Source organism: Bradyrhizobium sp. UFLA03-84 (assembly GCF_002289535.1).
In the GTDB taxonomy this organism is placed as follows: Bacteria; Pseudomonadota; Alphaproteobacteria; order Rhizobiales; family Xanthobacteraceae; genus Bradyrhizobium; species Bradyrhizobium viridifuturi.
Genome location: NZ_NSJY01000013.1, coordinates 1,472,325 through 1,496,770, shown reverse-complemented (window position 1 = coordinate 1,496,770; position 24,446 = coordinate 1,472,325). Strand labels below are relative to the sequence as shown.

Sequence of the window (24,446 nt, the reverse complement as noted above, 5' to 3'; positions counted from 1 at the left end):
CAGTCTGATCCTATTCACGGGAAGTGTCACCTGCAAGGATTCTGTCGTGAACCAGTCACTCTCCCCCGCCAGAGCCGCCGCGCTGTTCATCGTCGTGGTGCTGGCCTGGGGCATCAACTGGTCGGTGACGAAATCGCTGGTCGAGGTGGTGCCGCCGCTGTGGACCGCGTCGATCCGCAGCTGGGTCGCCCTGATCGCCCTGCTGGTGATCCTGCGCGCCAGCGGCAATTTGATCATTCCGCGGATCGCCGATGTGCCTGTCGTGCTCAGCGTCGCGCTGCTGCACATGACGTTCTTCTCGACCCTGGTCGCCGCCGGCCTGCGCTATCTGCCGGCGAGCAAGGGCGTCGTGCTCGGTTACACCACGCCGCTCTGGGTCGCGCTTGCGGCTGGCGCCGCGCGAACCGAGCGGCTCGGCGCGCTGAAGCTCGTCGGCGTCGCGTCGGGGCTCGCCGGCCTCTGCGTGATCCTCAACCCGGCATCTTTGGACTGGAGCAATCTGCATGTCATCGCCGGCGCCGCCATGATCATCGTCGCGGCGATCTGCTGGGCCGCGAACATCATCTATATCCGCTCGCACCGCTGGATCGCGACGCCGCTGCAATTGCTGCTGTGGCAGGTGCTGGTCGCAACGGTGGTGCTGACCATGGCGGCGCTGATCACCGAGGGCCTGCCCACCGTGAAGTGGTCGCCGCACCTCGTGTTGCTGTTCCTCTATTCCGGCTTCATCGGCACGGCGCTGGCCTATTGGGCGATGTCGATGGTGAACAAGAGCCTGCCGGCGCTGACGACCTCGCTCGGCACCACCGCAACACCGATCGTCGGCATCGTGACCGCGGCGCTGCTGCTCGGCGAACCGATCGACCTCTCGCTGGCGATTGCCGCAACCCTGATCGTCGGCGGGATCGCGCTGAGCTCGCTCGCGGATGCGCCGGCGCGGGCCTAAAGCAGGATGAAGTTGAGTTGAAACGGTTTGACCACGGATTCGGTCTACCTCTCCTGACGGGAAGAGGTGAACATCCGTCGCGACTTTAGCTCAGCCCAATCTAGGGCGGTTCTTATGAATCCGGGATGCCGCTTTCGAGGGTAAAACCGACACGCGACCTCACCCTTGGGGAGGCCGGCTCGTGACGCGAAGCGGTCCTCGGTATCGGCCGGAGCAAACTAGCCGTGCGGATGCTCGCCTCTGGCGATCATCAGGTGATGCTCTTGGTGATGCATCCCCCGAGTCATAACGCCAATGAACCCGAGGGCCTTGAGCTTAGCGGCATCACTCTCCGGGACGCGAACTTCGAGTACCGCGCCTCCTTCGACGTTGGTGGCTTTGAATTGCCATCCTGTGTAGCCGTTCATCGTGGCAGCATGTGCCGTGATCATTCGCTGAACCGAGCCGACAACGGGGCCGGCTCCTGTAACGACGTATCGGATACCACCTTCGAAGGGCTCGGCCTTAACTTGCGCGGCCAACGTGACATTGCTCATGTCGACCAGATGCTCGCGTAGAGCATCGATATTCACCTTGGACCAATCGGTGCGCGGGTCCGCTTCAAGTATCTGCACAATCTCCTGAACGGCCGCAAAGGCATCCTGTCCCGGCTGCGTCGGTTCTTGGGTCATCTGGTGCTGAGACGCATGGCCGCCCTGCTGCATCATCATGTGGTGCTGATGATCCATTGGCATTGACCCGTGCTGTGGATGTTGCCCGCCCGATTGGGCATTGACGCTGATTGGAATGAGCAGCATCAGCGGGATGAGGAATTGGCGCATGTAATGGTCTCCTTTAGCGGTTGTCTTGCCACGGGAGATCGACTTGGGACATGATCGCTATCATGTCCGACGAACTTTACCTCACCTTCCGTGACCTCCCCGGACGCAAGCGTGAACTTGAACCCGGCGAGGCCCTTTTCCATCGGGGCGACACGGTTCGCCGAGTCTACTTTGTGATCAGGGGGGCAATCCATCTCGTTCGCCACCAAGCGTCTGGAACCTCTTTGGTCATTCAGCGAGCAGGCGCTGGCCAGATCATTGCCGAGGCATCGCTTTTCGCGACCAAGTACCACTGTCATGCGGTAGCAATGCTCCCGACCGCTGTTTGGAGCGTCGCGAAGTCCGAACTGCTTAGCCATATCTCAGGAGATCCGAACATCGGACTGACATTCGTGAAAGCCCTTGCTCACGAACTGCAACATTCGCGTTTCCAGGTAGAAGTCCTTTCCATGAAAACAGTCGCGGCCCGCCTCGACGCATGGATCGAATGGAGCGGGGGGCTGCCGCCAAAAGGAGAGTGGGTCAGCCTCGCCGCCGAGCTGGCCGTCAGCCCCGAGGCGCTTTATCGCGAAATTAGTCGCCGACGAGCTTAGCGGGCTGTTAGGAGTCCGGTTCTGGCCCTTGCCGACCTCCGGGGCCATCGCCGAAATATCCGAGTCCGAGAATACAGCGGACACCCGGTCCCGAGGCCCGGATGTCGGACTGTGACCCGTTGCGGACATTCCAAAGAATTGGCATCCTCACGCGATGATCAAAGATTGGCTTGCCGATATACGCACATGGGCTGCCTGTTTGATTGCTTATTGCGCTGCTTGCGCTGGCGCAGTGGCCTGTACGATGCCGGGTACACCAGCCTCATTAAGAGGTATCCTCTTCGAGCATGTCCCGACCGACATCGACGCACCGGTGGTCGTCGAAGCGACCATCTATGACGCAACGGATGTGAGCTACGCGCATGACGGCACTTTTTCACCTATCACACTAATGAAAGCGCGAGTGGATCGAGTGATCAAGGGATCAATCGATGCGAAGTATTTCAAGATATTCGTATACATCAATAGCTGCGCCCACGTTGGCGTCGGGCGGGGGATCGTTCTCGGAACGCTTCGAGACGACCCTCAGCGCGGCCTCATGTTGGAAGCAATCCAGAAGGCCGACATGCGCGACTGGTCCAAAGAGTTTTTCGCGAGACACGTAGCAATTCATGATGCCGCAAAGTGCGAGAAAAACGACTTCGGCGTCCGCGAGTGCCGCCTCCCCGGTATTGGTCTGGAATCAACTCAGCCTTGACGTTCGAAGCAAGTTCGCTGATGGCCTGTTGCTGACCATCGTGCGGTCGACCGTGACGTCAGGTTTGCAGGCTAGACCGGACCAACGCTTGCATGGGCGCAAGGTCGCAGTTTGACCCGAAACGGACGTTCGTGCGGAGTTCAGAAAATCCTCGCCGTCACGTCGTTATTTTTCTGCTATGATGCAACCAGCCGCTGGTTGTGGGGTCTAATAAACGTGCTGCTTAACACTTTCGCTGGTGTGGCGTTGGGCGACGTAATGTGTGTGGCGCTTGGCTTTAGCGCTCTGATGCAAAGCCGCATACGACGCAAGCTCAACATCACTGCCTCTCCGTCGTCATGGCTAGGCGTCTATAGCGTTTTCTCAGCTCGAGAATTCTATCTCACTCTCACGGCATTCGCTGTGATGGCCATCATCTTCGGTGTCGCCGCGTACTTGGGTTAGCCTCGTGCGAGCACGATTGCTTCTATCGACACTTACTTCCGATAGAGAATGGCGGCGATTCGCGGGCATATTCAGAGGATGAGCATCATCAAACCAACAGGGCTTCGTCCCGGCTGGCGGAAGTTTATGATCGCGGTTTACGTCGCGGTGACAACTACGCTGGCCTACGGGGTATGGATGTATCCAGATGCTCCGCTCCATAGGTGCAGCGCTGAGGCTGATACCTACTGCGGGAAACGAGGTAAAGTGCATACCCTGTCCGAGTACGAGGGCTTTCGCAGATGGGAGAACGCGCTCTTTATTGTGGGGCCGATCGGATTGGGCCTTCAGATCTTGGGCGGTCTTCTTGGCAGGCAGAAAAAATGAGCCCGACATGAGCGAGAACGGTGCCCCGCAGCACTAATTCATCCGGCGTTGCAGACTTCTGCTTCTGGCCCTGAGCAGACCTTTGACCGTTTTCCTTCGGGCCGGAGTTCCTATACGTGCTACTGTCTCCGTCTCTCTTGCCGTGATGAAGAGATTGCATGAAGTACTTGTTCTGTCAGGCTTGCGGTCGTTGGTTAGGCGCAAGGCGTGACAAATGCCCTGATTGCGGCACCGTTTCACAGTTCAATTGGAAGAATACCATTCTCTTCGACCTGCTAATCCAGTTTGCCATTGGCGCACTGGGGCTTTTTTCATTTTGGCTGTTCGGGCTTAAGTAGTCCCAAGGCTGAGATCGTATGCTGCGTCAGTTGGCGGCCTCTTTCATTTCACCGCGTTGACTTCCACTTCTGGCCCATACCGACGAAGCCGGAGGCTCAGTTGCATGTCGGCTGTCGGGGGGTAGACCGGACATAGTCAGTAAGCGCCACCCGCTCCCCCCCGAACAGCCGCCGCGGCAACGAGTAGCTGTTGGTGTTGATCTCGGCCTAGCGCAACGAGACTACTTCCGACTCGCCGGACCAGGGATCACACGCTCGACCCGGCCGACGATGTTGCCGAAAGGCACGTCACCTATCTGCATTGGCATCCGGCTGTCGACCGAATTGTCCCGATTGTCGCCGATGACGAAGAGTGCACCTGCCGCCACGGTGTGAACATTGTCGTTGTCGAGAGCCGACTGCGCCCGACAATCCAGCGTCTGGTAGCTGACACCGTTCGGCAACGTCTCGTGCCATTGCTTGACCGGAGCGACGCCCGGCACGCCGCAAAGACGCTCTCCGACGAAATCCTGCATCTTCTCCTGCTTCACCGGCTGGCCATTGATCCAGAGCTGCCCATCCCGCATCTGGATGCGATCGCCCGGCAATCCGACCACCCGCTTGAGGAACGGAGCCGAGGTGCCTGACTTGGGCGACGTCAACGCAACAACATCACCGCGCCCCGGAATCGTGCCAGCGGCATAGGCGACGATGCTGACGCTGTCGCCGACCAAAATTGTCGGGGCCATCGATGACGATTCGACCGCCAGCGGCTTCAGCAGGCTGGCGACGAGCGAGAGGATCAGGGCGGGAATGGACATCGAATGATAGGTTTGCGCAGAGGTTTTAGGCCCCCACCATAGGCCATTGATCATCGCGGGTGCAAAGGCAACCTGATCTCTCCGGCATCCAGGCTCAGCATGATGTCAATTACACCCGGTAACTTGCCACCGGGGTTGGCGGCTTTCCTTCATTCCATGTCTCCTTATGGCCGATTTTGTTGCAAAAGTCGGCTGCTCGTGATGGATCGTTCGGCCATCTCGCCAAGGACGACCGGCTTTGGTTCGCCGGCCCTGACGCTCTCTACGCAACTCTACGCGGTGTACACCGCGTGCGCCGGTGGCGGCCGCGCGACCAGGCTCGCGAGCCGCCGTAGGTTCTGAGCGATGGCGGCCAGAACAAACTCATCCTGGGCGCCTCGTGGGCCACGCAGTCGCAGTCGGCCGAGCCTCAGGATGCGCTTCAGGTGTGCGAACCGCATCTCAATCTTCTTTCGTTCACGTCGCGACTTTTCAAAGGCCTCGGTGCCAGCAAAGGAGCGTGCAACGTCTCGGGCGCGCTCATGGACGTCGCGCGGGATCTTGCGTGATGGCTCCTTTGGGCAGCACTGCGGTTTGAGCGGGCAAACATCGCAGTCGAGCTTGCTTGCGCGGTACAGGAGCGTCTTGCCCTCGTGTGCTGTGCCGCTCGTCCCGAGCCGCTTTCCGCCTGGGCAGTGGTAGACGTCGCCGGCCGGATCATATCGAAAGTCGTTGCGCGAGAAGGTGCCATCCTCGCGCATTGACTTGTCGATGACCGGAATGTGTGGCGCGATGTCCTTCTCGACCAGCCAGTTTAGCATCGGCGCCGATCCATAGGCGGTATCGGCCGCGAGCCGCTCCGGCTTGAGGCCAAAACGTTCCTCTGTTCGTTCGATCATTGTCTTTGCGGTACCGACTTCGGCTTGCCGAATGGCACGAGACGCCTCGACGTCCAAGATGACGCCGAACTTCATGTCGATGAGATAGTTGTCAGAGTAGGCGAAGAATGCCGCCCCTTTGCGCGCGCCGGTCCACTGGGCCGCGGGATCGGATGGCGAGACGAACTTCGGCACAATCTCCGTAGCGGCACCCCATGCCGTGTCTTCGAGAGTCTCCAGATACTCCTTCACGGCGCGGCTGGACCTCGCCGGATCGCGATCCCTGCGCCAATCCTGACCCGCAATCGAGCGCCGCTTGTTGGCGTCGGCAGCAATCAGGCTCGCATCAACTGCAAAGCCTTCACCACCAACCAGACCGGCCGCAATACACGCCTCGACGACCCGCTCAAACACATGGCGAAAAACATCTCCCTCGCGGAAACGCTCGTTGCGGGCACGCGAGAACGCTGAATGGTCGGGAATAGCATCTTCGATGCCAAGCCTGCAGAACCAGCGATAGGCGAGGTTCACCTGTACTTCGCGGCAGATCAATCGCTCCGAGCGGATCGCAAAGACATACCCCACCACCAGCATCCGGATCATCAGTTCAGGGTCGATCGACGGACGACCCATCGACGCATAGTGGGACGCAAGCTCGCCGCGAAGCCACGACAGATCGAGAGCAGCATCGATCTTCCGCACCAAATGATCTTCGGGGACCGCATCGCCAAGACGAAACTCGTAGAACAGTTGACCTTGGTCACTCTTCAGACGGCCCATCATGGATCGACCTCGCCGAGAATCGCGTCAACACAACGGAATCATCGTTCGAGGCCTCACTCAACCGACTTTTGCAACAAAATCGGCCCTCAGCGGACATTCACTTAGGCATCTTCAATGTCAGCTTTTGACCGCAATCCGGAAGCTCGCAATCCCCGCACGCAGGTACCCGATTCAGATTTGCACGCCCTAATCCCATCATGTTCCAAAGCATGATCCGAACAGCGAAGCGGTTTTCCCTCGCGACAAACGCGGAACGCGGTTGCGCGGAGATCATCGCTCTTTTGGCTTCACGCTGTTGCGAGTGGCCTGACCCGCAGCGCGCCGCGCAAGCCGGCGCCGGTGCCGAGCACGATTCCCGCGATGGCGACGAACGACGACAGCGACAGCGTCGACAATCCGGTCAGCCCCTGCCCGACCGAGCAGCCGAACGCCATCACGCCGCCCGCGCCCATCAGCGCAGCGCCGCTTGCCGAGCGCAGCATGTGCTGCGGCGAGCGGTAGCCTTCGAGCTGGAAGCGCCGGGTGGCAAGCGCCGTGATCAGGCTGCCGGCGAACACGCCGAACACGGTGACGATGCCGAAATTCAGCGTCGAGCCGGTCGACAGCATGACGTATTGCAAGGCGTCGGCGATCGGCGCGATGAAGGTCAGCGACGTCACCGGTATCGGATTGAAATCATCGGCGCCGAGATAGCCGGTTGCGTACCAGCCTCCCGCCACCAGCAGGCCGACGATCAGGCCGGCCGCGATCTGGCCCGGCGACTTTCGGAATGGCGCATGGGCAAAGGCGAAGATGATCAGGATGGCCGACAGCACCGCGGCCGCGACCATCCGCGCCGGCGCCGCGCCGAGGCCGCTGCCCGCCAGCAGCGCCGGCACCGAATTGGCTGATACCGTGGCCTGCGAGGCCTGCACCATCGCGATCCGTGCGGGCGCGGTCAGACCCTTCAGCGTCATCTCGGCGAAGATGCCGAGCACGATCACGACCACGAAGGAACGCAGGTTTCCGCGCCCGAGCAGCACCAGCGCCCGCGAGCCGCAGCCGTTCGACAGCACCATGCCGTAGCCGAACAGCAGCCCGCCGAGGAACATGACCGGCGCCGAGAACGACGGTTGCAGATAGATCGACTTGCCGAGATCGACGAGGCCTGCTGCTGCCAGCAGCTGCGAGGCCGCGATCGCAATCCCCATCGCCAGCGCGTAGGTGCGTGCCAGCCGGCCGTCGCCCTCGGCCCACCAGCCGCGCAGCCCGCTCATCATGCAGAAGCCGCTGAGCAGCCCGACCGAGCCATAGATCAGGCCGATGATCAGGGCGGCGAGGATAGCGATCGTGGCCGAGTCCATGGAAGTCCCTCAGGGTTCGTCATTGCGAGCGAAGCGAAGCAATCCATATCGCCGCGACAGGAGAGCGTGGATTGCTTCGTCGCTTCACTCCCCGCAATGACGGTAGCATCACGGCCGCAAGATCACGCGGTCGCGCGACGAGCCGGCGACGGCAACGAACGCCGCCCTGGCCTGTTCCAGCGGATAGATCGCACTCTGCTTGATCGGAAACGGCCTCAGATGTCCGCTGGCAAATCCGGGCGCGAGCTCGCGCAGCACCTCGCCGGTCGCCACCGACGACAACGCAAGCGTGTCGATGCCGACATAGGTGTGCTGGCCGCGGTAGAATTCGAGGATGTTGAACTGGACGATGCGGTCGACCGCCGCGATCAGGATCTGCCGGCCGCGCAGCGCCAGCGACTTGTGCGCGGCCTGGAAATAGGGATCGCCGACCGTGTTGTAGACGATGTCGGCGCCCTTGCCGCCGGTCAGCTCGCGCACCCGCGCAGCGACATCGGTGGCCGAGGCATCGATCACCTCGACCGGCGAATTGCTGTGGCCCTCATAGGGCTCGCTCTTGCGCACCACGCCGATCACGCGCGCCCCGCGCCAGCTCGCGATCTGCACCGCGGCCTGACCGACCTTGCCGTTGACGCCCATGACCAGCACGGTCTCGCCGGCCTTCGGCAGACCGGCGCGGCGCAGGCCTTCCATCGCGGTGACGAAGGGCACGCCGATCCCGGCGGCTTCGTCCCAGGAAATGCCGGCGGGCTTCTCCACCACGGCATCGGCCTCGACCACCAGATGCGTGGCGTGGGTACCGTCGCGGCGGATGCCGAGGTCGCCGGACGAGCCGAACACCTCGCGTCCGATCAGGCCGGACGGACCGTCGATCACGACGCCGGCGTAGTCGCGACCGGAGGTGCGCGGGAACACGGCATAGGGCATCAGTCCGGTCGCGGCCTTGACGTCGGACGGATTGACCGCCGCGGCCTTCACCTCGATCAGGACGTCGTCGTCGCCGCGCGACAGTGCATGGGTCTCCACCACCGGCGCCACCGACGCCGCGTTCTCCGCCTTCGCCAGCAGGCGGACGCAACGGGCATCGATGGGATGACGGTTTGCTTGCAGGGCCGGCGGCATGAGCAGTCCAGTGTTGATCATGAAATGGCGGCCTGACGGCCTCAGGCCATGACTAATGGACTGACCGATCAATTCAAGGGGCTTGTTGGGGCCGACGAAATCAGAGCTTCGGCGGCGGGGCGGTGCCCAGGATCGCCTCGATCGACAGGCCGAGGCCGAGCAGTCTTGTATCGCTGCCGACCGGACCATCGAGCTCGAGCCCGACCGGCAGCCCGCCGGGCGTCATGCCGGCGTAAAGTGACAGCCCGGGAAGACCGGCATTGCTGCCGGGATCGGTGTTGCGGATCATGGTGCCGAAGGTCGGCACCGGCTCGCCGCCATTGACCGACATCTCGCCGGACCCGGTCTTTTCGTCGATGAGCGGCGCAGGCGCGATCGTGGTCGGAAACAGGATGGCGTCCAGTTTGTTGTTCCCGAGATACGCGGCATAGATCGCCTGCAGCGCCGGCCGCTGCACCTTGATCGCATCGTCATAGGCGGCACCGAAGGCGTCCGCAGTGATCGCACCGAAGGCGCCGACGACGTCGGGACTGGCGACGCCGGCCGCGATGTCGGACAGCGTGATCCCTTCGATCCCGGAGGCGGCAAGCCAGGCCGGAATATCGGCGATCGGCTCGTGCAGCGCGACCACGAAGGACACCTTGTCGTTCTGCGCGAACAGGCCGGGCATATCGACGTCGACCAGCTCGGCGCCATCAGCCGTGAGCCGGGCACAAGCCGCGCGGGCGACAGCTTCGACATCGCGATCGAGGCCGCTCCAGAAACAGGCGGGAACGCCGAGACGCACGCCGCGCAGCGGAATGGCCGTGGCCTGCGGCGTGCCTGATATCACGGCATCGAGCAGCGCGACGTCGGCGACGGTGCGACCCATCGGGCCGACGGTGTCGCGGGTATGGCTGATCGGAACCACCTGGTTGTCGTCGTGATAGCGCCGCTCGGCACCGCCATTGCCGACCGAAGGCCTGAGGCCGACGGTGCCGGTCAGCGCCGCCGGCACGCGGGTCGAGCCGCCGGTGTCCGATCCGAGGCCGCAGGTCGCGATCCGCGCGGCGATCGCCGCCGACGTTCCGCCCGACGATCCGCCGGGAATCCGGCGCGTGTCGTAGGGATTGCGCACCGGTCCCGCGAACGGCGCGAGATTGGTGCTGGTGATGCCGAAGGCGAGCTCGTGCAGATTGGTCTTGCCGATGGCCACGGCGCCGGCGTCGAGCAGCTTCTGCAGCGACGGTGCGTTGCGCGCAGGCCGCGCGTGTTGCAGCGCCGGCGTGCCGCCCGATGTCGGCAGATCCGACGTGTTGATGTTGTCCTTGACGACGATCGGAAGCCCGGCCAGCACGCCGGTGCGTTTCCCCGCATCGACCTCGCGCGCCGCGGCCAGCGCGCCGTCGCGGTTCAGAAGGATGAAGGCGTTGAGGTGCTTGAGCCGCTCGGCACGATCGAGCGCCGCCTCGACGACGCTGACCGCGGTCACCTTGCCGTCGCGGATGTCGGCCACGATCGCCGCGGCGGTTGCTTCGTTGGTATCGGCCATGGAAACCCCGCGCCCTCTTGGATTGCGGGCGAGAGGCTATTCTTTCGGCCGCTTGTCGTAAACCCGTTTCGCCTTGCCGAGCGAACGTTCCAGTGTCTCGGGCGCGACGACGCGGATGCGGGTGGAGATGCCGATCGTGTTCTTGATGAAGGCCGAAACCTTCTCGGCATGCGCGGTCAGCCCTTCGCCATCCCAGCTTTCGGGCCGGGCTTCGGCGAGCACCGTCATCTCGTCCATGCGGCCTTCGCGGGTCAGCTCGATGACAAAGTGCCCGCCGCACCAATCGGTCGCCAGCAGGACTTCTTCAATCTGGGTCGGGAATACGTTGACCCCGCGCAGGATGATCATGTCGTCGGAGCGGCCGGTCACCTTCTCCATCCGCCGCATGCCGGGCCGCGCCGTGCCGTGCAACAGCCGCGTCAGGTCGCGGGTGCGGTAGCGGATGATCGGGAAGGCTTCCTTGGTGAGCGAGGTGAACACCAGTTCGCCCTTCTCGCCGTCAGGCAGCACCTTGCCGGTCAGGGGATCGATCACCTCCGGATAGAAGTGATCCTCCCAGATGTGCAGGCCGTCCTTGGTCTCCACGCATTCCTGCGCGACGCCGGGGCCGATCACCTCCGACAGGCCATAGATGTCGGTGGCGTCCATGTCGAAGGCCTGCTCGATCTCGACGCGCATCGCGTTGGTCCAGGGCTCGGCGCCGAAGATGCCGAACTTGAGCGACGATTTGCGCGGGTCCAGCCCCTGCCGCTTGAACTCGTCGAGGATCGCCAGCATGTAGCTCGGCGTCACCGTGATGATGTCGGGCCGGAAATCGTTGATGATCTGCACCTGCCGCTCGGTCATGCCGCCGGAGATCGGGATCACGGTGCAGCCGAGCCGCTCGGCGCCGTAATGCGCGCCGAGGCCGCCGGTGAACAGGCCGTAGCCATAGGCATTGTGCATCAGCATGCCCTTGCGGCCGCCGGCAGCGCGGATCGAGCGCGCCATGACATCCGCCCAGGTGTCGATGTCTCCCTTGGTGTAGCCGACCACGATCGGCTTGCCTGTCGTGCCCGAGGAGGCATGGACCCGCACCAGCTGCTCGCGCGGCACCGCGAACATGTTGAACGGATAATTGTCGCGCAGGTCGGTCTTCACCGTGAAGGGAAACCTGGCGAGATCGGAAAGCTGCTTGAAATCCGATGGGTGCACGCCCGCGGCGTCGAAGCTTTTCTTGTAGTGCGCGACATTGTCATAGGCATGCTTGAGCGACCAGGCGAGCCGCTTGGTCTGCAACGCCATGATCTCGTCGCGCGAGGCGCGTTCAGCCGCATCGAGCTCGGCGTGATAACCGCTATCCCTAACCCTGAGCTTTGCCGTTGCCATCGACGTTTCCCCCGAAACCTTATGCCTTGATGTCCGTGTCCGGCAGCCAGGTGCCCTGGATCACGCGCGAATGTCCGCGAAACTCGGCGATCACGCTGTCGCCGGTGGTGACGCGCACGTCGTAGATTCCAGAGCGGCCGCTGCGCGAGATCTCGCGCGCGGTCGCCACCAGCCGATCGCCGAGCTTGCCCGGCCGGATGAAGGTGACGTTGCCCTGCGCCGCCACCGCGCGATCGTTGCGGCTGTTGCAGGCAAAAGCGAAGGCTGAATCGGCGAGCGTGAAGATGTAGCCGCCATGGCAGATGCGCTGGCCGTTGACCATGTGCGGCTGCACGGTCATCGCCATCGTCGCCTGCCCCGGCTTGATCTCGAGGAGCTCCATGCCGAGACCCTTGCTGGCGTCGTCTTCCTTCCACATCGCGTCCGCGCAGGCGCGGGCGACATCCTCCGGCGATAGCGTGGCCTTCACGTTCACATCGAACTCCCTGTGCGCGGGCCCGTTGCGACGGGCCTCTTGGTGTCAGTGTTGGGCGCGACACCTCGGGTGTCAACGCGCGCGTAGAACTAGACGTGGTCGTAATCGACCACGACCTTGTCCGAGCACGGCTTGGCCTGGCAGGTGAGGATGAACCCCGCCTTCAGCTCCCACGGCTCCAGCGAATAGTTCAGATCCATCGGCGCCTCGCCTTCGACCAGCTTGGCGCGGCAGGTCGAACACATGCCGCCCTTGCAGGCGAACGGCAGGTCCATGCCGGCTCGCAGCGCGGCGTCGAGGATCGACTCGCCGTCGGCGACCGGAACCTCGCGGCGCTTGCCGTCGATGATCAGTCCGGCAATCGCCTTCGGCGGCGCGCCGGCGGGAACGACGACCTTCGCCCGTGGCTTGCCGCCGAATTCCGACACGAAGCGTTCGACATGGATGCGCTCGTCGGCAATGCCGATCTCGCGGCAGGTGGCCTCGATGGTCTCGCTCATCGCCGCCGGGCCGCAAACGAAGACGTGATCGACGGTCGCAGCCGGCACCAGCGAGCGCAGCAGCACCCGCACCTTGTCGCCGTCGAGCCGGCCGTGCAGGATCGGGATGTCCTGCTCCTCGCCGGAGATGACGTGGAACACCGACAGCCGCTGCATGAAGCGGTCCTTCAGCTCCTCCAGCGCCTCGCGGAACATGACGCCTTCGGTCGAGCGGTTGCCGTAGAACAGGAAGAAGCGGCTGGCCGGCTCGCGCGCCAGCACGCCCTTGATGATCGAGAGGATCGGCGTAATTCCACTGCCGGCAGCGAAGCCGACATAGGTCCGCGCCTCGCCGGGTGCGTGCGCGACGCCGAAACGGCCGGTCGGCGTCATCACGTCGAGCTCGTCGCCGGCCTTCAACTCGTCGGCGGCCCAGTTCGAGAACGCGCCGCCGTCGACCTTCTTCACCGCGATGCGCAGCTCGCCGTCGTCGGGGCCGGAGCAGATCGAATAGGAACGGCGGACTTCCTCGCCGTCCATCGTGGTGCGCAGCGTCAGATACTGGCCGGGCGTGAAACGGTAGTCGCCCTGCAGATCGGCTGGGATCGCGAAGGTCATCGAGATAGCGTCCGAGGCCTCGCGGCGCAGATCGCTGACGGACAGGCGGTGGAATCGTGGAGTCGACATGGTCAATGACACTTGAAGTAGTCGAAGGGTTCACGGCAGCTCTTGCAACGCCACAGTGCCTTGCAGGAGGTCGAGCCGAATTCGGACAGCAACTCGGTATCGCCAGACCCGCATTGCGGGCACGCGACCTGCTGCTCGCCGAACAGCGCGCGACGCGAGGAACCCGGCAGCGGCGGCGCGATGCCGTACTCCCTGAGCTTGCGGCGGCCGTCCTCGCTCATCCAGTCGGTGGTCCAGGCCGGCGACAGCACGGTGCGGACCTTCGGCGCATGAATGCCTTCGCGCTCCAGCGCGAGCTCGATCTCGAGCGCGATCATGCTCATCGCGGGACAGCCGGAATAGGTCGGCGTGATCGCGACCTCGACATGGCCGTCATGGACAGCGACGTCGCGCAGCACGCCGAGATCGGCGATGGTCAGCACCGGGATTTCGGGATCGACCACCTGCGCGGCCGCGCTCCAGGCGCGCCGGCGCAGATCGGCATCGCTGAGCGCTGCGGTCACCATGTTGCCCCCGGGAAGGTCCGCTGCAGGGACTGCAATTCGCTGAGCAGATGGCCGAGGTGCTCGCTATGGCTGCCGACGCGGCCGCCCTGCTGCATCCAGTCGCTCTTCGGCAGCGACAGCGTCGCCTCGTTGACGATACCGGTGACGGTCTTCAGCCAGCGCGACTTCAGCGTCGCCGGATCGATCGCGATGCCGGCATCGATCAGGCCGCGCTCGCCGTCGTCGACCGCGAACATCTCGCCGGTATAGGCCCAGAGGTCGTCGATCGCATTCTGCGCGCGGCGGTGACTCTCTTCGGTGCCATCGCCGAGGCGGACGATCCATTCCGACGAATGCCTGACATGATAGGCGCTCTCCTTCTCCGATTTCGCCGCGATCGCCGCGAGTGTCGGATCCGAGGACGTCATCATCGCGCGCCAGTAGAGATCGGCGAACGCCGCGTAGAAGAACTGCCGCACCATGGTGCGGGCGAAGTCGCCGTTCGGCTGCTCGACCAGCAGCAGGTTGCGATACTGCCTGACGTCGCGCAGATAGGCGAACTTGTCCTCGTCGTTGTCCTTGCCTTCGACCTTGGCGGCATAGGTGTAGAGCTCGCGGGCCTGACCGAGCAGGTCGAGCCCCATATTGGCGAGCGCCATGTCCTCTTCCATCGCGGGCGCATGGCCGCACCATTCGGACAGCCGATGGCCGAGAATCAGCGCATCGTCGGCGCGGCGCAGCGCGTAGAGCACCAGCGGCGTTTCGGAGACTTCGATGTTGGCGGTTGCCATCTAATCAACTCGCTGTTGAGGCGTCATTGCGAGGAGCGGAGCGACGAAGCAATCGATACGTGCTTCTTGCTTCGCGGCCCGATGGATTGCTTCGCTGTGCTCGCAACGACGAGCAGAGGCGCAGTCACATATGCCCGACTTCGTCGGGGACGTCGTAGAACGTCGGGTGGCGGTAGATCTTGGAGTCCGCCGGCTCGAACATCATGCCCTTCTCCGATGGATCGGACGCGGTGATCGCATTCGAGGGCACCACCCAGATCGACAGGCCCTCGCCGCGGCGGGTGTAGATGTCGCGAGCAGCCTGCAGCGCCAGCGTCGAGTCCGCCGCGTGCAGCGATCCAACATGCTTGTGCGCGAGGCCGTTGCGGCTGCGGATGAAGACTTCCCAGAGCGGAACGTTCGGCGTGGCCATCTCGGGCTCCCTTATTCTGCGGCTTGCGCGAGCTGGCGGCTCTTGCGCTTCTCGGCATAGGCCATCGCGGCCTCGCGCACCCAGGCGCCCTCCTCATGCGCCTTGCGGCGCGCGGCGAGGCGATCGCGGTTGCAGGGGCCGTTGCCGGCCAGCACCTGCTTGAACTCATCCCAGTCGATCGGGCTGTGCACCCAATTGCCGTTCTCGTTCTGCTTCATGCCGGGATCGGGAATCGTGAGCCCGAGGAATTCGGCCTGCGGCACGGTGGCGTCGATGAATTTCTGGCGCAGCTCGTCGTTGGAGAAGCGCTTGATCTTCCACTTGGTCGAGGTGTCGCTGTGCTGGCTCACCTGATCGGGGGGGCCGAACATCATCAGCACCGGCCACCACCAGCGATCGAGCGCGTTCTGCGCCATCGCCTTCTGCTCGGCGGTGCCGCGACACAGCGTCACCATGATCTCGAAACCCTGGCGCTGATGGAACGACTCTTCCTTGCAGACGCGGATCATCGCGCGCGCATAGGGGCCGTAGGAGCAGCGGCACAGCGGGATCTGGTTCATGATCGCCGCGCCATCGACCAGCCAGCCGATGGTGCCGATATCGGCCCAGGTCAGCGTCGGATAATTGAAGATCGATGAGTATTTCGCCTTGCCCGAGAGCATCGCGTCGACCAGCTCTTCGCGCGAGGTGCCGAGCGTCTCGGCGGCGGCATAGAGATAGAGCCCGTGGCCGCATTCGTCCTGCACCTTGGCGAGCAGCGCGGCCTTGCGGCGCAGCGACGGCGCGCGGGTGATCCAGTTGCCCTCGGGGAGCATGCCGACGATTTCGGAATGGGCGTGCTGGGAAATCTGCCGGGTCAGCGTCTTGCGATAGGCGGCGGGCATCCAGTCGTTCGGCTCGATGCGCTCGTCGGCATCGATGCGGGCCTGGAACTGACTGGCACGGGCAACATCCTCGACGCCGCGATCGTCGCCGTCGGATGAATTGAGCGCCTGCGTGTACATGGCCGACCTCCCGGTGTGTTGTTAGGCGGCAATATATAACACAATTTTCAATATGCAAGATATTTCTGTAATATGTTCAGATGCCCTCGAAACGGTGCGCGACGGCCCCGTCGGGCTTCGGCAACGGCCCGTCCTCATTGGTTGCGTGATCGTCAAGCCATTGTTCCGACGCAGGAAGCAGCCCGCGATAGATCTCACCGCAGAGCTTGCGCGCCGCCCTGCCCGGCCAATCTTTCGGCAGCAACGGTGCCGGCAGCAGCGGATCGCGCAGCACGACCCGGCGGTAATGGTGGATCAACAGGATGCGCGCGGTGAAGGCATCGGCGTCGCTCAGCGTCTCGCCTCTCATGATCCAGCCATGCAGCGGCTCGAACGTCTTCATGAACTTCAGATAGGCGTCCGCGGTGCGATCGAGCGGCCAGCTCTCGCTCAGCAGCCGGCGCCCGCTGTCGTCCTCCGCGGAGACTTCGAGGCGGATCGCGCGCGATGCTTCATCCGGGATCGGCACGCCTGACGGCGCGACCCACACGCCGGGCAGCGGGCTGCCGAAGCCGGCATTCTTCAGCGCCTCGCGCGCGGCGTCGCGGTCCTCGGCATTGCCGATCAACAGCAGCTCGAAGCGGCCGGTCCAGTCCGATGGCGGCGGATCGTAGATGTGCGTGGTCGCGGTGTCGAAGGTCTGCCGGCCCCGAGCGTTGAGCCGATAAAAACTGTTGCGGCCGACCTTGCTGCGCTCAAGCCAGCCGTCGGCGGCGAGCCGCGACATCGCGGTGCGCACCACATTGCCGTCGATGTCGAGCGACTTGAAGAATTCGAGCAGCGTGCCGAGCCACACCGAGCCGCCGCGCGGCACGATGGAATCACCGAACACGGTGATGATGATCGAGCCGGTGCGCGACGGTTCGCGCTTCAGCTGGTCGACGATGCGGGCAAGCGGCTGTGGCATGCCGCAACGCATAGCGCGTTTTGTCGATTCACGACAATGCGGGGGTCTTCTCCTTCTCCCCGCGTGCGGGGCCGAGACGAGCGAAGCTCGCTCTGAGAAGGTCGGGATGAGGGGGCTCTCCGCGTTCACGGTGAGAATTGTTCGCGCGGAGACTCCCCCTCACCCGGATTGCTTCGCAATCCGACCTCTCGCCGCAAGCGGGGCGAGGTGAAGAGACCTTTGCAGTGCTATCGATTGGGATCCGGATAGACGAAGCTTCGCCAGCCGCTGCGATCGAACGGCGCCCACTCGCCGTCCTTCTGCGCGAGGCGATCGGCGACAGCGTAGACGACGGCCGGGTGATGACCCATGCCGCAATGGCTGCTCTCGACTTCAATGCTGTCGGTCATCGACGAGTTCTGCTCGCGGCAGCCCTGCCAGGCGCAGACGCCGTCGGTGCGGCTGAAGACCGCGGTGGTCGGCACCGGCGGCGCGCTGGCGAGCGAGCCGCCGAAGCGCTGGTCCTCTTCGTCGGCGCGGCGGCCGCTGGCCATCTCGTAGACGCGCCAGGCGTTGGTCGACTTCGGGCCGGCGGCGAACGGGCTGCCGAGCGTGATCACCTGGCGCACGCGATCCGGCATCATCTTGGCAAGCTGACGCGCATAGAGGCCGCCGAGGCTCCAGCCGATCAGCGAGACCTTGCGGCCGCTGGTCTCGTTCATCTCCTGCAGCAGATCGACCATGCCGTCCTGCACGCCGGAACGCAGCCCGAGATTGCGGCCCTGACGCCAGCCGCTGACGGCGTAGCCCTTGCTCTTGAGGAAATCGCGCAGCGGCCGGGTCGACATGTCGGAGGCAATCAATCCGGGCAGCACCAGCACCGGATGCCCATCGCCGCGCGGCGCGAGGCTCAGCAGCGGCAATGCACCAAGGAAGGCACCAAGCTCATGAATGGCGCGGCCTTCCAGAAACATCAGCGTCCTGGACGGCGGGCGTAGCGTCTGCGCAGCAACGGACATTTCAACTCCTCTTCCGGCACCGTCTTGGCGGCCGGCAATGGGAATATCAGGAATGGGTCAACAGGATTGACGCAAACCCGGCGGAATCGTTCCGCAACGCAACAATCAACCTTGAAAAGCTAGGGAACCGATCACTTTCGTGCAAGCGGGCCAGGTCACACTTGCCACAACTATTGTGACGTCCGTGCCCAATCGGTCACAGCAGCCGCAGCACGTATTCCAGGGTGTAAAGCGCGAGCCCGGCAAGTCCGCCGATCAGCGAACCGTTGAAGCGGATGTATTGCAGGTCCTTGCCGACATTGACCTCGATCAGCGAGATCAATTGCTCCATGTCCCAGCTCTTCATCTGGTCGGCGATGAAACTCGAGACGCCGCTCTTCTGCTCGGCGACGACCGTGCGCAGGATCGCGACCAGACCCTGATTGATCTCGCCGCGCAGCTCGGCATCGCCATCGAGCGCATCGCCGGCCTCGACGAACATTCGGGCCAGCTGATGCTGCAGCACCTGCGACTCGCCCGAGGCGCTGCGCTCGATGAAGTCCTTGACGTTGGCCCAGATGGTGCGGCCGAGATTGGCAAGCTCCGGCCGCGCCAGCAGGTCGCGCTTCAGCCCGTCGATGCGATCGGCGAACGCCTTGTCGCTGCCGAGCCGGTCGACGAACGACAGCAGCATGCGGTCGAACTCGCCGCGGAACGGATGCTCAGGATCGTTGCGCACTTCCTCGAAGAATTTCGTGGCCGAGGCGATGATCCGGTTCACCACGAACTTGTCGGCACGGTAGAGTCTCAGCAGCGTCGGCATCTCCGCGCGGACCTTGTCGCGGATCACGGCCATGGTCTCCTGCTGCGTCAGCGTCTGGTGCAGCGCGCGCAAGAGATCGTCGAGCAGCCCCTCATGCTTGCCCTCCTGCACGAAGCCGCGCAGCGCGCCCGCCGCGAGCGGCGCAAGATCGACCGAAAGGATCTGCGTCGTGACGCGGCGGCTGATGAACTGCATCAAGCCTGAGCTTTCGGTCGCCGCGAACGCCTCGGGCAGCATCCGCAGCACGAAGCGGGCGAGATCCTCGGACCGCTTGCGGTCGCGCAGCCAGTCGGCGATGAACGTGGCGAAATCGATCTCGCGCAGCTTGGCCTCGACCGGCCCGGATTCCAGGAAATTGTTCTCGATGAACTCACCGAGCTTCTCGGCGATGCGCTCCTGGTTGCTCTGGATGATCGCGGTGTGCGGGATCGGCAGCCCCAGCGGCCGCTTGAACAGCGCGACGACCGCATACCAGTCGGCGAGCCCGCCGATGGTCGCGGCCTCGGCAAAGGCCGCGACGAAGCCGAAGGCGGGATGCACCGGCAGCAGCGCCTTCGCTGCAATGAAGATGATCAGGGTTGCCGCCAGCACGCCAGTCGCCAGCCATTTCACGCGGCGCAGCTCGGCTGCGCGTTCGGCATCGACGGGCGTTGCGATGAGGGCGGCGGGAAGGGTCATGGGGATCGAAGGGGCTCTCGCACTGGCGGGACACTAGCCGTCATTGCGGGCGGAGCGAAGCAATCCATTTCACCGCTTGCGGGGAAATGGATTGCTTCGTCGCTGTCGCTCCTCGCAATGACGGCAGCTGCGACATCAACGATGTATGAGAAGCACCGGCAAAAAAGAAGGCCCGCAAAATGGCGGGCCTTCGAAAAGGGCAGTCGGTCAGTGCAAGCGCGATCAGGCGGTCTTGCTGTAGACCTTGGCGAAGTTGTCCTGCGCGGTCTTCGCACCGTCGGTGACGAGCTTGCCGAGATACTCGGTGCTGGCCTTCGCCCGCGAGACGAGCAGCTCGCCACGCGCACGGACCAGGTCCGACTGGATCTGGGCAGCTTCGCTCAGCGACTTGGCGGACGCGAGCTTATCGATGCCGGCGAAGAACGCCTCGGCGTCCTGGTAGATCGCCTGCTGGATGTTGCGGCTGATCTTGGCGGCTTCGGTCACCGAACCGGCAACAGCGGACTCGATCACGTTGGTGACCTTCTCGGAGCCGGCATAAGCATCGGCGGCGCGGGTCTTGGCGGCCTCGGCCTGCTTCTTCACGAACTCACGGGCGGCTTCCGGAACTTCCAGGTTCTGGAGCTTGGTGAACGCCTCGGTGACGGGCGCGAAGGCTTCCTTGACGCTGTTCAGCACGGAATTGGTTTCGGTGGTCATTGGGGTCTCTCCATCCTCAGGTTTGAGCTATGGGCTCACCCCGTCCGGATTGGCCCGGGGCAACGGTGTTATGGCACACCTCATGGTGCGCCGCAACATCAATGTTGCAGCGCGATATCACGAGCCTGTGAATGGCACGAATATTTGGCAGGTTGCCTAACGCGTCGGCGACGAGAGGTTTCTAATTACCATTCACAGCGTCGGGCACCCCGTAAGCCTCCATTTGGGCCCGAACCTGCGCCACATTGTGCCCGAGCACGACGATGTCGTGGTTCTTGCCCTCGACATCGCGGACATGGTCGCGCAGCAGCGCCTCCGCCTTGAAGCCGAGGCTTTCGAACAGCGCGATCGCCGCCCGCTGGTCGACCGTCATCTGCACCGAGAACTTCTCCAGCCCGGCGCCAAGGGCAATAGCGAACGTCTCCTGCGACAACGCCCGGCCGACGCCCTGCCCGCGCACGTCGAGCGACACCACCATCCGGATCTCGCCGACATGCGGCGACCAGGAGTGCGGATCGCGCACCAGGGTGCCGCAGCCGACCACCGTGCCGTTCCTGACCGCGAGCAGGCTCGTGATGTCGCCGCGCTCGATCTCGTTGATCCACGCCGACAGCACCTTCGGCTGACTGATGTTGCGCGGCAGGAACAGCAAATCATGCGTCGGCAGCTTCTGCGCGAAGGCCAGCACCGCGGCCTCGTCCGCCCGCGTCATCAGCCGGAACTCGATATCGCCGGCCTCGGTCTTGACGTGGCGCGGATAGGAACGTTGTTCGGTCATGTCGATCTCTTGCCCAACCAGGAGTCCAGTTTCGGCCACAGCCGCTTGATTGCATTGGCGCCGGCGACCAGCGAGACGTGACCGCCTTTCAGCATCACCTCCTCCTTGTCCTCGGAGCCGATCTTGGTGATCAGGTGCTTCGCTGCATCATACGGCACGATGTGGTCGTGCTCGGCGACCGCATGCAGGATCGGCACCTTGATGTCGGCGAGCCTGGCCGGCCGGCCGCCGACCGTCATGGTGTCGTTGTAGAGCTTGTTGTCCCACATCAGGTCCTTGGTGATGGCACGGAAATACTCGCCGGCGAGCGGCAGCGTGTCGGTCGCCCAGCGGTCGAACATCCGGTACGATTTGACGAACTCGTCGTTCCAGATGTTGTCCCAGAGCTGGATCTGGCCGACGACGCGCGCGGCCGGCCGCAACATGTCGAACGATTGCAGGATCAGTTCGGGCGGCATGTTGCCGGTGCTGTCGATCAGGCGGTCGACGTCGAAATAACGGCGGTCGGCGAAATTCGAGAACAGCTTCATCTCGCGGAAATCGATCGGCGTGGTGAAGCAGATCAAATTCTTCATCGGCCCGTCGTTGAAGATCGAGCCATAGAGCAGCGACAGCACGCCGCCGAAGCAATAGCCTATCACCGAGACGTCCTTCTCGCCGGAATCCTGCTGCACCCGGCGCACGGACTCCGGAATGAAGTCGAGGACGTAGTCCTCCATGCGCAGCGACTTCTCCTCGGGCTTCGGCGCGCTCCAGTCCAGCATGTAGACGTCGAAGCCGCGCTTGAGCAGGAATTCGATGAAGCTCTGCCCGGGCACCAGATCGAGGATGTAGCCGCGGTTGGTGGTCGCCATCACGATCAGGACCGGCACGCGATAGACTTCGCTGGCCTGCGGCCGGTAGTGATAGAGGTTCATGGTGCCGCGCGAATACAGCACGTCCTTCGGTGTCTCGCCGAGCGTGGGTCCCGAGCTCGAGAAGTACTCGACACCCTTGATGCTGCGCTGGATCGCGCGCTGCACCTCGGACTGCACCCGCTCGGAGATCGAGGCGAGATCAAACCCGGTGGGAGCATTCATTTGCTGTCCCCCTCGGTTGGCGGGCGCTTGGTGCGCGGCGGCCGCGGCGTTGCGCCGTGGTCGTCGTCCGGTGCCAGCGAGTTGTGATGCACCTGCTGCAGCAGCGTCTTGATCTCGTTGAGCTGGTTCTCCATCGATTGCAGGCGTTCGGCCATGCCGACGAGCTGGGCGCGGCTCGGCAGGTTCATCGCGAGCAGATATTTCTCCATCAGCTCGCCGAGCTGCTTCTGCGCGCCGGCCGCGACGCCGCCGGCCTGGTTCATCACCTTGGAAAATTCAGGCGAGCTCATCAGCTGGTTGCCGAAGGAGTTGAACCCCTTCTCCATCTCGCCAATCATCGTCTGCCAGATCACGGCAGGGTCGTTGCCCTTGTCGGCCATGCGCGCTCCTCCACACCAATTCCGGGCGCTTGCCGCGCTTCCATTTGTTTGTGCCATACGACACTGTTGCCGCTGATCGGTCAACAGTGCGACGTGATCCGCGACGCCGGCACTCTTCTGCGCTGCGTCAATCCGTGGCATAGAGGTTCCTGACCGCGATACCAGCAGGGGATGCCCGTGACCACGCTTGCCCATCAGCCACCGCAGCTCGCCCGCGCCAACGGCATCGACATCTGCTACGAGGTTTTTGGCGACGCGAATGCCGAACCTCTGTTGCTGATCATGGGCCTCGGCGCCCAGATGATCCATTGGGACGACGAGTTCTGCCGCCAGCTCGCCGCGCGCAGCTTTCGCGTGATCCGATTCGACAACAGGGATATCGGAAAATCCTCCCGGATGAGCGGCGGCAAGCGGCTGACCGCGCTCGAACTCATCAAGCTGCGCTTGCTGAAGATCCCGGTCGCGGCGCCCTACAAACTGGCCGACATGGCACGGGACACGATCGGCCTGATGGACACGCTCGGCATCCGCAAGGCGCATCTGGTCGGCGCTTCGATGGGCGGCATGATCGCGCAGGAGGTTGCGATCACCTTTCCCGAGCGCATGCTCTCGCTGACGTCGATCATGTCCACCACAGGCAATCCAAAGATCCCCAGCCCGACCCGGGAGGCGACCGCGGTGCTGACGGCCCCGCCGCCCAAGAGCAAGGAAGAGTATTTCGTCCGTTACGGCCAAACCTGGAAGGTGTTGCGCAACGGCTCGTTCCCGGAGGATGAGGCGCTCGATCCCGAACGCGCGCGGCGCACCTTTGAGCGCGGCCTCAATCCGGAGGGCGTCGGCCGCCAGCTGCGCGCCATCCTCGCCTCCGGCAGCCGCAAGGAGCGCCTGCGCAGCGTCAAGGCGCCGACGCTGGTGATCCACGGCACCATCGATCCGCTGGTGCATCCCGAAGGCGGCAGGGACACCGCAGCCTCGATCCCGGGCGCGAAGCTCCTGATGATCGAGGGCATGGGCCACGCACTGCCGATCCCGATGTGGCCGCAGATCATCGACGCCGTCGACAAGCACGCGCATGGCGCCGCGGCGAAGGCGGCGTGAGGGCTGGTATCTCCCGGTAACCATGTGAGCCGGGAGTGCTCTCTTTCGGCCAACAGGCGGAGCCTGTAGAGAGCCAGCTGCAGCGCGGTTCAGCGCCGTCAGTCACCGGGAGCATCAAGATGAACTTCATTCTCCGGCCGAGGATCGTCGCCGCCGCACTTCTGCTTGCGCTCGCGTCTCCCGCCGCGATGGCCGCCACCAGCGAGGCCCAGCAGGAAGCCAACCGCAAGGCGGTGCTGGCCTTCTACGACAAGGGACTGAACCAGAAGGACGCCGATGCTGCGCTCGCCTATGTCGGCAACCGTTATGTGCAGCACAATCCCGGTGCCGCGGACGGCCCCGAAGGCTTCCGCAAGTTCATCGGCTTCCTGCGCGAGAAGTTTCCGAACTCGCACAGCGAGATCAAGCGTTCGTTCGTTGACGGCGACTACGTGATCCTGCACGTCCACGCCGTGCGCGAGCCCGGCACCCGCGGCAACGCGATCGTCGACATCTTCAAGCTCGAGGACGGCAAGATCGTCGAACATTGGGACGTGGTGCAGCCGATCCCGGAAAATCCGGCGAACAACAACACGATGTTCTGAGCGCAACGGCGCGATGAGATTGGGTTGAACCGGTCGGGCCGCAGAGCAGCTCACCTCTCCCG

Annotated in this window: 27 protein-coding genes; 7 read left to right on the top strand and 20 right to left on the bottom strand. The window is 63.7% G+C overall.

Annotation, left to right across the window (positions count from 1 at the left end):
• Positions 1–46 precede the first annotated feature (46 nt).
• On the top strand, positions 47–946 hold the full coding sequence (locus CK489_RS21095) for a DMT family transporter (RefSeq protein ID WP_095733555.1): 900 nt from the start codon (positions 47–49) through the stop codon (positions 944–946).
• A 218-nt stretch (positions 947–1,164) separates the two neighbouring features.
• Here the strand turns inward: CK489_RS21095 and CK489_RS21090 are convergent, their stop codons facing one another.
• Positions 1,165–1,767: a hypothetical protein gene (locus CK489_RS21090; protein WP_095733554.1), complete on the bottom strand. Its 603-nt coding sequence runs from the start codon at positions 1,765–1,767 to the stop codon at positions 1,165–1,167.
• Positions 1,768–1,817: 50 nt separating this feature from the next.
• Between CK489_RS21090 and CK489_RS21085 the strand changes: the two genes are divergently transcribed.
• From CK489_RS21085 to CK489_RS21065, 4 genes are all read left to right on the top strand, one after another.
• Positions 1,818–2,360, top strand: a complete 543-nt coding sequence (locus CK489_RS21085) for a Crp/Fnr family transcriptional regulator (RefSeq protein ID WP_095733553.1) — start codon at positions 1,818–1,820, stop codon at positions 2,358–2,360.
• 154 nt (positions 2,361–2,514) lie between these two features.
• A complete protein-coding gene (locus tag CK489_RS21080) occupies positions 2,515–3,057 on the top strand; it encodes a hypothetical protein (RefSeq protein ID WP_143278194.1) in 543 nt (180 codons plus the stop codon).
• A 492-nt stretch (positions 3,058–3,549) separates the two neighbouring features.
• On the top strand, positions 3,550–3,867 hold the full coding sequence (locus tag CK489_RS21070) for a hypothetical protein (protein ID WP_095733550.1): 318 nt from the start codon (positions 3,550–3,552) through the stop codon (positions 3,865–3,867).
• A gap of 158 nt (positions 3,868–4,025) precedes the next feature.
• Entirely contained in the window at positions 4,026–4,205 is a 180-nt protein-coding gene (locus tag CK489_RS21065) for a hypothetical protein (protein ID WP_095733549.1), read from the top strand.
• Positions 4,206–4,426: 221 nt separating this feature from the next.
• On the opposite strand, the gene lepB is transcribed toward CK489_RS21065, so the two are convergent.
• From lepB to CK489_RS20970, 19 genes are all read right to left on the bottom strand, one after another.
• Positions 4,427–5,059: a signal peptidase I gene (lepB, locus tag CK489_RS21060; RefSeq protein WP_095733548.1), complete on the bottom strand. Its 633-nt coding sequence runs from the start codon at positions 5,057–5,059 to the stop codon at positions 4,427–4,429.
• A 218-nt stretch (positions 5,060–5,277) separates the two neighbouring features.
• Positions 5,278–6,645, bottom strand: coding sequence for a transposase (locus CK489_RS21055; protein ID WP_095733547.1), 1,368 nt, complete (start codon positions 6,643–6,645; stop codon positions 5,278–5,280).
• Positions 6,646–6,932: 287 nt separating this feature from the next.
• Positions 6,933–7,988 carry a YeeE/YedE family protein gene (locus CK489_RS21050; RefSeq protein WP_095733546.1) on the bottom strand — a complete coding sequence of 352 codons (1,056 nt, stop codon included), beginning with the start codon at positions 7,986–7,988 and terminating at the stop codon, positions 6,933–6,935.
• A gap of 108 nt (positions 7,989–8,096) precedes the next feature.
• Positions 8,097–9,131, bottom strand: a complete 1,035-nt coding sequence (locus tag CK489_RS21045; protein ID WP_502694129.1) for a quinone oxidoreductase family protein — start codon at positions 9,129–9,131, stop codon at positions 8,097–8,099.
• A gap of 79 nt (positions 9,132–9,210) precedes the next feature.
• Positions 9,211–10,641: an indoleacetamide hydrolase gene (iaaH, locus tag CK489_RS21040; protein ID WP_095733545.1), complete on the bottom strand. Its 1,431-nt coding sequence runs from the start codon at positions 10,639–10,641 to the stop codon at positions 9,211–9,213.
• A 36-nt stretch (positions 10,642–10,677) separates the two neighbouring features.
• Positions 10,678–12,009 carry a phenylacetate--CoA ligase PaaK gene (paaK, locus tag CK489_RS21035; protein WP_095733544.1) on the bottom strand — a complete coding sequence of 444 codons (1,332 nt, stop codon included), beginning with the start codon at positions 12,007–12,009 and terminating at the stop codon, positions 10,678–10,680.
• Between the two features lie 19 nt (positions 12,010–12,028).
• Positions 12,029–12,484 (bottom strand): hydroxyphenylacetyl-CoA thioesterase PaaI, encoded by a 456-nt coding sequence (gene paaI, locus CK489_RS21030; protein WP_095733543.1) that lies wholly within the window; start codon positions 12,482–12,484, stop codon positions 12,029–12,031.
• Between the two features lie 89 nt (positions 12,485–12,573).
• Complete coding sequence (gene paaE, locus CK489_RS21025) at positions 12,574–13,650, bottom strand: 1,2-phenylacetyl-CoA epoxidase subunit PaaE (RefSeq protein WP_095733542.1); 1,077 nt, start codon at positions 13,648–13,650, stop codon at positions 12,574–12,576.
• A gap of 2 nt (positions 13,651–13,652) precedes the next feature.
• Positions 13,653–14,156, bottom strand: a complete 504-nt coding sequence (gene paaD, locus CK489_RS21020; protein ID WP_095733541.1) for a 1,2-phenylacetyl-CoA epoxidase subunit PaaD — start codon at positions 14,154–14,156, stop codon at positions 13,653–13,655.
• Positions 14,150–14,926: a 1,2-phenylacetyl-CoA epoxidase subunit PaaC gene (gene paaC, locus CK489_RS21015; RefSeq protein WP_095733540.1), complete on the bottom strand. Its 777-nt coding sequence runs from the start codon at positions 14,924–14,926 to the stop codon at positions 14,150–14,152. Before paaC ends, paaD begins: the two co-directional genes overlap by 7 nt.
• A gap of 124 nt (positions 14,927–15,050) precedes the next feature.
• Positions 15,051–15,338, bottom strand: coding sequence for a 1,2-phenylacetyl-CoA epoxidase subunit PaaB (gene paaB, locus CK489_RS21010; RefSeq protein ID WP_095733539.1), 288 nt, complete (start codon positions 15,336–15,338; stop codon positions 15,051–15,053).
• Between the two features lie 11 nt (positions 15,339–15,349).
• Positions 15,350–16,342 (bottom strand): 1,2-phenylacetyl-CoA epoxidase subunit PaaA, encoded by a 993-nt coding sequence (gene paaA, locus CK489_RS21005; RefSeq protein WP_050626131.1) that lies wholly within the window; start codon positions 16,340–16,342, stop codon positions 15,350–15,352.
• Between the two features lie 76 nt (positions 16,343–16,418).
• Positions 16,419–17,288: a phenylacetic acid degradation operon negative regulatory protein PaaX gene (paaX, locus tag CK489_RS21000; protein ID WP_095733538.1), complete on the bottom strand. Its 870-nt coding sequence runs from the start codon at positions 17,286–17,288 to the stop codon at positions 16,419–16,421.
• Positions 17,289–17,515: 227 nt separating this feature from the next.
• Positions 17,516–18,286, bottom strand: coding sequence for an esterase/lipase family protein (locus CK489_RS20995; RefSeq protein ID WP_050626129.1), 771 nt, complete (start codon positions 18,284–18,286; stop codon positions 17,516–17,518).
• A gap of 196 nt (positions 18,287–18,482) precedes the next feature.
• The gene (locus CK489_RS20990) at positions 18,483–19,766 is read right to left on the bottom strand and encodes a DUF445 domain-containing protein (RefSeq protein WP_095733537.1); all 1,284 of its coding nucleotides are present in this window, start codon (positions 19,764–19,766) and stop codon (positions 18,483–18,485) included.
• A gap of 222 nt (positions 19,767–19,988) precedes the next feature.
• A complete protein-coding gene (locus tag CK489_RS20985) occupies positions 19,989–20,465 on the bottom strand; it encodes a phasin (RefSeq protein ID WP_050626127.1) in 477 nt (158 codons plus the stop codon).
• A gap of 181 nt (positions 20,466–20,646) precedes the next feature.
• Positions 20,647–21,243: a GNAT family N-acetyltransferase gene (locus CK489_RS20980; RefSeq protein ID WP_198960970.1), complete on the bottom strand. Its 597-nt coding sequence runs from the start codon at positions 21,241–21,243 to the stop codon at positions 20,647–20,649.
• Positions 21,240–22,322, bottom strand: coding sequence for a PHA/PHB synthase family protein (locus CK489_RS20975; RefSeq protein WP_050626125.1), 1,083 nt, complete (start codon positions 22,320–22,322; stop codon positions 21,240–21,242). The genes CK489_RS20980 and CK489_RS20975 overlap by 4 nt, the downstream gene beginning before the upstream one ends.
• Positions 22,319–22,702 carry a hypothetical protein gene (locus CK489_RS20970; protein WP_095733535.1) on the bottom strand — a complete coding sequence of 128 codons (384 nt, stop codon included), beginning with the start codon at positions 22,700–22,702 and terminating at the stop codon, positions 22,319–22,321. Before CK489_RS20970 ends, CK489_RS20975 begins: the two co-directional genes overlap by 4 nt.
• Before the next feature lie 171 nt (positions 22,703–22,873).
• On the opposite strand from CK489_RS20970, the gene CK489_RS20965 reads away from it, so the two are divergent.
• Positions 22,874–23,800 (top strand): alpha/beta fold hydrolase, encoded by a 927-nt coding sequence (locus CK489_RS20965; RefSeq protein ID WP_094193660.1) that lies wholly within the window; start codon positions 22,874–22,876, stop codon positions 23,798–23,800.
• Between the two features lie 119 nt (positions 23,801–23,919).
• Complete coding sequence (locus tag CK489_RS20960; protein ID WP_095733534.1) at positions 23,920–24,384, top strand: nuclear transport factor 2 family protein; 465 nt, start codon at positions 23,920–23,922, stop codon at positions 24,382–24,384.
• The last annotated feature ends 62 nt before the right edge of the window (positions 24,385–24,446 follow it).

Coding starts and splice junctions, on each gene's coding strand:
- CK489_RS21090 (WP_095733554.1), bottom strand. CDS start 1,767: ATGCGCCAATTCCTCATCCCGCTGATGCTGCTCATTCCAATCAGCGTC.
- CK489_RS21085 (WP_095733553.1), top strand. CDS start 1,818: ATGATCGCTATCATGTCCGACGAACTTTACCTCACCTTCCGTGACCTC.
- CK489_RS21080 (WP_143278194.1), top strand. CDS start 2,515: ATGATCAAAGATTGGCTTGCCGATATACGCACATGGGCTGCCTGTTTG.
- CK489_RS21070 (WP_095733550.1), top strand. CDS start 3,550: ATGGCGGCGATTCGCGGGCATATTCAGAGGATGAGCATCATCAAACCA.
- CK489_RS21065 (WP_095733549.1), top strand. CDS start 4,026: ATGAAGTACTTGTTCTGTCAGGCTTGCGGTCGTTGGTTAGGCGCAAGG.
- lepB (WP_095733548.1), bottom strand. CDS start 5,059: ATGATCAATGGCCTATGGTGGGGGCCTAAAACCTCTGCGCAAACCTAT.
- CK489_RS21055 (WP_095733547.1), bottom strand. CDS start 6,645: ATGATGGGCCGTCTGAAGAGTGACCAAGGTCAACTGTTCTACGAGTTT.
- CK489_RS21050 (WP_095733546.1), bottom strand. CDS start 7,988: ATGGACTCGGCCACGATCGCTATCCTCGCCGCCCTGATCATCGGCCTG.
- CK489_RS21045 (WP_502694129.1), bottom strand. CDS start 9,131: ATGATCAACACTGGACTGCTCATGCCGCCGGCCCTGCAAGCAAACCGT.
- iaaH (WP_095733545.1), bottom strand. CDS start 10,641: ATGGCCGATACCAACGAAGCAACCGCCGCGGCGATCGTGGCCGACATC.
- paaK (WP_095733544.1), bottom strand. CDS start 12,009: ATGGCAACGGCAAAGCTCAGGGTTAGGGATAGCGGTTATCACGCCGAG.
- paaE (WP_095733542.1), bottom strand. CDS start 13,650: ATGTCGACTCCACGATTCCACCGCCTGTCCGTCAGCGATCTGCGCCGC.
- paaD (WP_095733541.1), bottom strand. CDS start 14,156: ATGGTGACCGCAGCGCTCAGCGATGCCGATCTGCGCCGGCGCGCCTGG.
- paaC (WP_095733540.1), bottom strand. CDS start 14,926: ATGGCAACCGCCAACATCGAAGTCTCCGAAACGCCGCTGGTGCTCTAC.
- paaB (WP_095733539.1), bottom strand. CDS start 15,338: ATGGCCACGCCGAACGTTCCGCTCTGGGAAGTCTTCATCCGCAGCCGC.
- paaA (WP_050626131.1), bottom strand. CDS start 16,342: ATGTACACGCAGGCGCTCAATTCATCCGACGGCGACGATCGCGGCGTC.
- paaX (WP_095733538.1), bottom strand. CDS start 17,288: ATGCCACAGCCGCTTGCCCGCATCGTCGACCAGCTGAAGCGCGAACCG.
- CK489_RS20995 (WP_050626129.1), bottom strand. CDS start 18,286: ATGTCCGTTGCTGCGCAGACGCTACGCCCGCCGTCCAGGACGCTGATG.
- CK489_RS20990 (WP_095733537.1), bottom strand. CDS start 19,766: ATGACCCTTCCCGCCGCCCTCATCGCAACGCCCGTCGATGCCGAACGC.
- CK489_RS20985 (WP_050626127.1), bottom strand. CDS start 20,465: ATGACCACCGAAACCAATTCCGTGCTGAACAGCGTCAAGGAAGCCTTC.
- CK489_RS20980 (WP_198960970.1), bottom strand. CDS start 21,243: ATGACCGAACAACGTTCCTATCCGCGCCACGTCAAGACCGAGGCCGGC.
- CK489_RS20975 (WP_050626125.1), bottom strand. CDS start 22,322: ATGAATGCTCCCACCGGGTTTGATCTCGCCTCGATCTCCGAGCGGGTG.
- CK489_RS20970 (WP_095733535.1), bottom strand. CDS start 22,702: ATGGCCGACAAGGGCAACGACCCTGCCGTGATCTGGCAGACGATGATT.
- CK489_RS20965 (WP_094193660.1), top strand. CDS start 22,874: ATGCCCGTGACCACGCTTGCCCATCAGCCACCGCAGCTCGCCCGCGCC.
- CK489_RS20960 (WP_095733534.1), top strand. CDS start 23,920: ATGAACTTCATTCTCCGGCCGAGGATCGTCGCCGCCGCACTTCTGCTT.